Source organism: Nocardiopsis protaetiae (assembly GCF_045446735.1).
GTDB lineage: Bacteria > Actinomycetota > Actinomycetes > Streptosporangiales > Streptosporangiaceae > Nocardiopsis > Nocardiopsis protaetiae.
In genome coordinates this window covers 1-8,559 of sequence record NZ_JBJJBV010000278.1, presented here as the reverse complement: position 1 = coordinate 8,559, position 8,559 = coordinate 1, and the positions used below count along the sequence as shown (strand labels likewise).

Genomic DNA, 8,559 nt, shown 5'->3' with positions numbered 1-8,559 from the left:
AGTCCCGGGCGGGGCGGGGTGCGCAGGGACCGGGACGTGTCCCCGAACGGGACCGCGCCCCGGCGGCGGGTGCCGCCGGGGCGCGGTGCGGGGCCGGTCAGGGCCGATCGGGTCCGGTCAGGGGCGGCCCGGCGGGGTGGAGCGGCGGGTGTCCAGCCACAGCACCTGCGGGTCGTGGTCGCTGACCTGGTCGTGGAACTCGGAGTTGATCCGCACGACCGCGTAGTCCACGCGCCCGGCGATCGCCCGGTTGACGAGGATGTGGTCCAGGGCCTGGGAGTTGCCGTCGAACACGTAGTTGTGGCGCTCCCCGGCGGGCAGGTCCGTCATCGGGTTGTACAGCGGCCCGTCCCCGGTGAGGATGTCCAGGGTCCGCGAGAACTGGAAGTCGTTGAGGTCGCCCATGACCACCAGGTTGGCGTCGGGGTCCACGGCCAGCAGTTCGTCGGCGAAGTCGGCCACCAGCTCCGCCTGGGCGTTGCGCTGCGTCTCGCTGGTGCGGTTCGGCGGCTGCACGACCCCGTGCAGCGACTGGTCGCCGCCCTTGGAGTTGAAGTGGTTGGTCACCACGTAGATGTCCCGGTTGAGGGCGCGGAAGTGGCCGACCAGCGGCTTGCGGCTGGACGCCCAGGCCGGGTCCTTGGGCTCGATACGGCCCGGGGAGACCGACAGCTCGGCGCCGCGGGAGCCCTGCACGACCTCGACGGCGGTGGTGGCGTCGCCGCCGGGGCGGTCCACGAACTGCACGCGGGCGGGGTCGAAGAGGAAGGCGTTGCGGATGTTGCCGCCGGGGGCGCCGCCGTCCTGCTTGTCCTCGGGGCTGATCTGGCGCCACTGGTAGGCGGGCCCGCCCTGGGCCCTGATGGCGGCGGTGAGCCGGTCCAGGGTGACCCCGGCGTCGACGGTGCCGTCGTCGGTCTGGCCGTTGTCGTCCTGGATCTCCTCCAGGCCGATGATGTCGGGCGAGCGGAGGTGGTCGACGATCCCGGTGGCCAGCGCGTCGTACTTGGCCTGGTCGTCCTGGCCGCCGAGGTTCTCCACGTTGTAGGTGGCGATGGAGACCTCGTGCCGGGCGGTGTCCCGGACGGGGGTGCGCTCCAGATCGCCGGCGACGTGCTCGCCCAGGGTGGTGGCGCGCACGAGGTAGCCGCCGAACTGGCTGTAGTACACCGGGCCCTCGGTCACCCCGGCGAGGGTGTCGCCCACGTTGACCTCGGGGAACGGGTGCACGTTGCGGTCCAGCAGGGACTCGACCTTGACCCGGCCCGCGTTGGGGTCCTCGTAGGAGCCGTAGGCCACGCCGCCGTTGGCGGTGCGGTTGTGGTCGGGCTCCACGGTGACCCAGAACGCGAAGTAGGGGTCGGTGGGCGCGATGACGGGGGCGTCCTCGAACCGCACCATCATGTGCTCGTGGGCGGCCCAGAAGTCCAGGGCGTAGGTGTCGGGGGCCAGCTCCCGACCGGAGATGTCGCCGCCGTGCTCGGGCGCGTACGAGGCAGGGATGACCCCGGCCTCCAGCACCACCGATTCCGGAACGCCGTTGCCGGTGGACAGGACGGTCCAGGCGGCCTGGTCGATCTGGGTGATGGTCTGCGCGCCGGAGGCGGGCCGGTACTCGTTGACCCGGCCGGTCACCAGGACCTCGTCGCCGGGGGCGACGCCGGGCGTGGTGGAGCCGGTGAACACGAACAGGCCCTCGCTGGTGCGCGGGTCGCCGTCGCCCTCGGCGTCCTGGAACCAGAAGCCGCGGGCACTGCCGAAGGGGTTGACCGCGGTGACCACCCCGGGCACCCCGGTCGCGGTGCTCCCGGCGTGCGGGGAGGTGCGGGTGACGCCCTGGATGTCGTGGATGCGCAGGTCACCGGGCTCTTCGGGGCCGGGCTCCTCCGGCTCCTCGCCCACGCCCTCACCCGCGGAGTTGACCGGGGTGGGTGCGCCGGCGGTGAAGTCGGCGGCGTTGTCGTCGGTGTCGGTGAGGGCGGCGTCGCGGGCGGCCGCGGTGGTGTTGGTGAGCGTCGGGGCGCCCGAACCCTCGCGGATGACGGCGTTGCCGTAGCCGACGATGTCGACGACGGCCTCGTCGGCGGCGCAGTCGGCGGCGGTGCGGCACGTGACGGGGGCGGTGCCCGCGACCAGCAGGACGGTGCCCGCGCCCGCGGCCATATTGGCCGACCCGGCGGCGTCGGGTGCGGGCAGGTCGGCCGTGCCCCCGGCGCCGGCGGCCTGGCGGACCAGGTAGCGCCCCTGGGCGGGGATCTCGCCGTTGAGCGGGGTGACCTGGGCGTTCGTGTTGGGGCCCGGGGAGGCGGGGAGGTACTGCACGCTCCAGCCGTCGACGGAGACCGGGGCGCCGGTGGCGTTGCCCAGCTCGACGAAGTCGTGGCGCAGGGTCGCTCCGCTGTTGCCGCCGCCTCCGTAGACCTCGGCGATCACCGGGCCGTCGGCGTCGGCGAGGGCGGCCGGGGCCGATCCCAGGGCGGCGGCGAGGATCACCGCGGCCGCGGCGGACGTCGGCGCGATCAGGCGCCGTGGTCGGGTGGGGGACACGTTCTCTCCGGGGGTACTGGGGAGTAAGGGCGGGGACATCATGTCCCTTTCGCGTGTCCGTTGGTAGGAGGCGACATGAAAAGAAGGCGAAGCGGCCCCGGGTTGGTGTGATCCGCCCAGGGCCGCCCCGCCCTCCGTTCGTACGATCCGACGAACGGTCGGGCCGAAGCGGAGCGGAGGCCCGAAAAGGCACAGCCCCTACTCAGAGGCGCGGGTCGACCGGTTCGGTCTCCAGGGCCAGGGCCGCGAACACCGGCTCGTGGACCCGCCACAGCGGCTCGTTGCGGGCGTGCCGGGCCAGGGCCTCCAGCCCCAGCTTGTGCTCGCGCATGGCGAGCCCGAGCTTGCCGCCGAGCCTGCGGTCCCTGAGGACCTCCAGGCGGTCCGGGTCGGTGTAGTCGTGGCCGTAGATGATCCGCAGGTACTCGGGGCCGCGCACCTTCAGGCCGGGCTGGGTCAGCCCCTTGGCGCCCGTGGCGCGGGCGCCCTGGAGCGGTTTGACGACCATGCCCTCGCCCCCGGCGTCCACCATGTCCTGCCACCAGGCGGCGGCGGAGGCGCAGGCGGCCGGGTCGGTGGTGTCCACCACCCGGTAGCGGGTGGAGCGCACCAGCGGGTCGGCCTCGGCCAGCCGCTCCGCCGTGGCCATGTGCCACAGGTGGTCGGCGTCGGAGTACTCCCGGCCCTCGGAGGCCAGCACCGTGAAGGGCGCGAACTGGAGCCCGGCCACCCCGTCGGTGTCCCAGGAGTAGCGCCGGTACACCCGGCTGAACCCCTCCATCTGCTCCGTGCCCCGCGCGACCTTGTCCATCAGGCGGCCCACGTCCAGGCCGCGTTCGGCGGCCGCGGCCAGGGCCGCCCCCGCGGCGGGCAGGGCGGCGCGGGCCGCGGCGCCCACCGAGGCGTACTGGTCGCGGATGAGCGTGCGGGCCTTGGCCGACCAGGGCAGCAGCTCCCCGTCCAGGGCGATCCAGTCGGTGCCCAGCCGGTCCCACAGCCCGGCCCCGGTGACGGCGGCGCGCAGCCGGTCCACCACCTCGGCCCGCAGGACGGGGTCGGCGAAGAACGGCCGCCCGGTGCGGGTGTACACGGTGCCCAGGGAGCCGGGGGCGAACCGCCGGGCGGCGGCCTCCTCGTCGCGGCACAGCACGGCGACGGCGCGCGAGCCCATGTGCTTCTCCTCGCACACGACCTGCCCGATCCCGCCGGCGCGGTACCAGGCGAACGCCTCGTCGGGGTGCTCCAGGTACCCGGCCTCGGAGCTGCTGGGCGCCGGGGCCATGGTCGGCGGCAGGTACAGCAGCCACCGCGGGTCGACGGAGAACCGGCTCATCACCTCCAGGGCGCCCAGGGTGGACGCGCCGTCGACGCGGATGCCGCCGAACTCGGTCTCCACGAACCTGCCGGGGTGGTGGTCGCCCACGCCCACGTCGGTGATGTCCACGAGCGTGGCGGAGCGGTCGCCGCCGTCCACCCGCGCGGGGGTCTCGCCGCCCAGCGGGCGGACCGGCTCGTACCAGGTCTCGCGCGCGGGGACGTCGACGATCTCGCGTTCGGGGTAGCGCAGCGCGGTGAGCCTGCCGCCGAACACGCAGCCGGTGTCCAGGCACAGGGTGTTGTTGACCCACTCGGCCTTGAGCACGGGGGTGTGCCCGTAGACGACCGCCGCCTTGCCCCGGTAGTCGCGGGCCCAGGGCAGCCGCACCGGCAGCCCGTACTCGTCGGTCTCGCCGTTGGTGTCGCCGTACAGGGCGAAGGAGCGCACCCGGCCCGAGGCGCGGCCGTGGTAGGCCTCCTTGAGCCCGGCGTGGGCGACCACCAGCCTCCCCTCGTCGAGGATGAGGTGGCTGACCAGGCCGTCGCAGAAGTCGAGGACCTCCTTGCGGAACTCCTCGCTCTCCCGGCCCAGCTGCTCCAGGGACTCGGCGAGCCCGTGGGTGGGTGTGACCTTGGCGCCCTTGAGCGCCCGGATCAGCTTGTTCTCGTGGTTGCCGGGCACGCACAGGGCGTCGCCGTCGCGGACCATGCCCATGGCCAGCCGCAGCACGCCGGGGGTGTCGGGTCCGCGGTCCACGAGGTCGCCGACGAAGACGGCGGTGCGGCCCTGCGGGTGGCGGGCGCCGACGGCCCTGCCCTGGTCGTCGCGGGTGGGCTCGTAGCCTAGGGCGGCGAGCAGCTCCTCCAGTTCCTCCCGGCAGCCGTGGACGTCGCCGATGATGTCGAAGGGGCCGGTGAGCTCGCGCTTGTCCGGCCAGGCGCGTTCGCGTTCGATGACGGCGGCGTCGACCTCCTCCACTCCCTTGAGGACGTGGACCTTGCGGAACCCCTCCTTGCGCAGGTACTTGACGCTCTGGCGCAGGTCGCGGCGCTGGCGGGAGATCACGTGGTCTCCGAAGTCGCGGTCGGGGCGGGTCCGGTTGCGCTGGCGGGCCACGGACTCGGGCACGTCCAGGACGATGGCGGTGGCCAGCACGTCGTTGGCCTTGGCCACGGCCAGGATTTCGGAGCGGGCCTTGCGCTGCACGTTGGTGGCGTCCACCACGGCCAGCAGGCCGCGGCGCAGCCGGATGTCCACGATGGTGTGCAGCAGGGCGAAGGCGTCCGCGCTGGCGGACTGGTCGTTCTCGTCGTCGCTGACCAGGCCCCGGCAGTAGTCGGAGGAGATGACCTCGGTGGGCTCGAAGTGCCGGGCGGCGAAGGTGGACTTGCCCGATCCCGATACGCCGACCAGCACGACGAGGCCCATGGCGGGCACGCCGAGGACCCGCGGGGCGGTGTCCGGAGCGGTCTCATCGGTGCTCATCGTGTGAACACTCCCATCTGGGTCGGGGAGCCGGCGGCCGGGTCCTGGGGACCCACCGGCAGGTAGCGGACGGTGTAGCCGTTGCGTTCGGCGACGGCGTCCGCCCACAGGGTGAATTCGGCGCGGGTCCACTCGAAGCGGTGGTCGGGGTGGCGGAGCCTGCCCGGCTCCAGGCCCTCGTAGTGGACGTTGTACTCGGCGTTGGGGGTGGTGACGACCACGATCCGGGGCCGGGCGGAGGCGAACACGCTCTCCTCCAGGGCGGGCAGCCGCTCCGGGTCGATGTGTTCGACGACCTCCATGAGCACGACGGCGTCGTGGCCGGCGAACCGGGCGTCGCGGTAGACGGCCGAGCCGACGAGCAGCTCGGGCCGGGGCGGGCGGCCGCCGTGCTCCCGGACGCCGTCGGCGTCAGCGAACAGGTTCCGGTGGCGTCCGCGGCCGTCGGGAGCGCAGCCCCGGCAGGTCTTGCGGTGCGCCATCTGGAGGGAGACGGTGTCGACGTCGACGCCGGTGATCCGCTCCAGGGCGGGTTCGGCGACCAGCTCGGTGAGCAGGGCGCCGGAGCCGCAGCCCAGGTCCAGGACGCTGGAGGCGTTCTCGGTGCGCAGCACGGCCAGGACGGCCCCGGCCCGCTGCTGTGCCAGCGAGGGCGCACGTACCTCCCCTTCCGGGGCGGGCGCGGTCGGTGCGGGCACCTCCTCCAGAGCCGGGTCGGCCTCCTCCTGCGGCAGCTCGTCGGCCTCGGCCAGCCGGGCCAGGGCGGTGCGCACGTAGGAGTTGCGCCGGTTGAGGTAGCGGCGGGTGATCCAGGCGCGCTCGGGGTGGCGTGCCAGCCACGGGGAACGGGCCTCGGGGTCCTCCTCGGCGGTCCTCTCCTCGGTGGTCCGGTCCTCGGTGACGCGCAGCCCCCCGGCGCGCAGCAGCTTGTCGATCTCGCCGCGGTCCACCCAGTAGTGCTTGCCGCCGTCCATGGCGGGCAGCAGGACGTACAGGTGGCTCAGCGCGTCCGACAGCACCTGCTCGCCGGACAGGGTCAGCGACAGGTAGTGGGAGTCGCCCCAGCCGGGCAGGCCGGGGTCGAGCGGCACGGGTTCGGCGGTGACCCGCCAGCCCAGCGGCTCGAACAGGGCGCGCGCCTTGTCGGCGCCGGCCCGGCAGGGCACCGCGGGCAGGTGGAGTTCGAGGGGCAGCGGGGTGGCCGCCAGCTCCGGCCGCGCCTCGCTGGTGCCCTTGAGCGCGGAGCGGAACACCCGGCCCAGCGCCACCGTGAACAGCGAGGAGGTGGCGAAGGGTCGGTCGTTCACGTACTGGGCCAGGGCGAAGTCGGGTGTGCTGACGGAGGTGCGCGCCCGCAGCAGCGCCTGGGGGTCGACCTCCAGGAGCAGGGCCGCCGTGCAGCGCTCCGCCGTGGCCTCGGGGTAGAAGACGTGGGCGGTCCCGAAGGACTGCTCGAAGCTCTGCGCCCGCTCCGGGTTCTTGTGGAGCAGGTATCCGAGGTCCGTGGCCGGGGCCGCCGGGGTCGCTGTGGTGGTGATCGTCAGTAGCACTTGTGCATTGTGACCCCTGTGTCAACCCCTTGGCGAGGACTTTTCCCGGGTGCGGTGAGAGTCGAAGCGGGCCATGAGGTGGGCGCCCAGGGCCGTGAACACGGTGAAGCCCGCGATGCCGAGGCCGGTGATGGCGGGGATGTAGGCGTCGCCCGGGTCGACGAGGTCGCCCCAGGTCGCGATGGCGAGCGACCACGCCAGGTGGAGCGGCAGCGCGATGGCGCCAGCCGCGACCGGGAGGGGCACCCGGGCGATCCACAGTGTGATCAGCGACAGGAGGGGCGCCAGCAACGGGGGCAGCAGGACGGCCGGTTTCCCCGTGGCCGAGGGTTCGGACAGGAGAACGTCCACCGCCCACCCGGTGAGGAGGGCGAGCGCGGCCGCCGCCAGGGCGGCCAGGGCGCCGCGCAGCGCGTGGGACCGGGGGGACGGAGTCGAGGTCATGCCGCCATGGTCGCGCACCGGCGCGGCCCGCGCCTGAGTACCCGTCCCCACACGCTCGCGGCCCGCACGCCTTCGGCCCACACGCTCGCGGCCTACACGCTTCCGGGGTCGGCCTGGGCCTGCGGGCCGCCGGGGCGGACGCCCAGCTCCCGCATGGCGCGGGCGACCTGGGAGCGGGCGCCGCCGAAGAAGCCCCAGGGGATCTCGCAGTACAGGTTGCCGACGGCGGTCAGGTGCCAGCGGGCGGCCTCGGTCATCCCGGACCGGTGGAACGCCCACCCGAACAGGTGGTGGGCCTGCACGTCGCGCGGGTGCGGGGCGGCGTGCCGCGCCCAGGCGCGGGCCAGCTCGAACAGCTCGCCCACCGCCTCCCCGTACAGCCGCCCCATCGCCTGGTCCACCACGAAGCCGAACATCCCCTCGGCGTCGAGCCGCTTGTGCTCGGCGCGCAGGAACTCGGCGTGGGCCAGGGCCAGGACGGCGGGCAGCGGGTCGCCCTCGGGCGCGGTGTCGGCGGCGGCCCCGGCGAACGCGAACATCTCCTCGGCCGCGCCGCCGCGCGCCGGGGACAGCACGCGCACCCGGCCCATGTGGGCGGCGAACAGGTGCGGGGACCGTGCCCGCGCCTCGTCCCACAGCCGGTCCTTCTCCTGGCGGTCGGCGCCCGCGCCCATCGCGACGGTCTGGAGCGCGGCCCAGGGGGCGGCGTCGCCGGGGCGCAGGTCGGCGGCGGCCTCCAGCGCCCGACGGGCGTCGTCCAGGGCGGCCTCGGCGGCCTTGCGCTCGGCGGCCCCGCCGGTGGCGCGCAGGGCGTGGGCCAGCAGGGCGTGGCCCAGCCACAGCATCAGGTCGGCCTGGTCGGCGGTGCCCATGAGGTCGCCCAGGTCGTCGATCCGGTCGGCGGCGGCCCGGCCCAGCACCTCGGCGGTGACCGCGCGGGTCTCGGGGTCGTCGCGGCTCTCGGCGAGCAGCGGCAGGGCGGCGGCCAGGTCCCCCTCGGCCACCTCCTCGGCCGCGGCCCGGAGCATGGGGTCGGTGCCCAGGGACGCCGAGGTCAGCAGGTGCTCGACCGGGGCGCCGCGGGCGGGCTCGGGGTCGCGGGGGTTCCATGGCCACATGCCGCCGAGCGTAGCGGGCCCGCCGCACCCGGGAGGACGCGGCGCGGGTGCGGCGGGCTCGGAGGGCGCGGCCGGCGGACACGACAATGATCCGCCG

Annotated in this window: 5 protein-coding genes; all 5 read right to left on the bottom strand. The window is 74.5% G+C overall.

Annotated elements, in window-relative coordinates:
• Positions 1–117: 117 nt before the first annotated feature.
• Complete coding sequence (locus ACJOT3_RS29020; protein WP_406976311.1) at positions 118–2,547, bottom strand: DUF8508 domain-containing protein; 2,430 nt, start codon at positions 2,545–2,547, stop codon at positions 118–120.
• Between the two features lie 202 nt (positions 2,548–2,749).
• Positions 2,750–5,350, bottom strand: coding sequence for a polynucleotide kinase-phosphatase (locus tag ACJOT3_RS29015; protein WP_406976310.1), 2,601 nt, complete (start codon positions 5,348–5,350; stop codon positions 2,750–2,752).
• On the bottom strand, positions 5,347–6,900 hold the full coding sequence (locus ACJOT3_RS29010) for a 3' terminal RNA ribose 2'-O-methyltransferase Hen1 (protein ID WP_406976309.1): 1,554 nt from the start codon (positions 6,898–6,900) through the stop codon (positions 5,347–5,349). The genes ACJOT3_RS29015 and ACJOT3_RS29010 overlap by 4 nt, the downstream gene beginning before the upstream one ends.
• A 21-nt stretch (positions 6,901–6,921) precedes the next feature.
• Entirely contained in the window at positions 6,922–7,344 is a 423-nt protein-coding gene (locus ACJOT3_RS29005; RefSeq protein ID WP_406976308.1) for a hypothetical protein, read from the bottom strand.
• A gap of 92 nt (positions 7,345–7,436) precedes the next feature.
• Positions 7,437–8,462, bottom strand: a complete 1,026-nt coding sequence (locus ACJOT3_RS29000; protein WP_406976307.1) for a hypothetical protein — start codon at positions 8,460–8,462, stop codon at positions 7,437–7,439.
• Positions 8,463–8,559 lie beyond the last annotated feature (97 nt).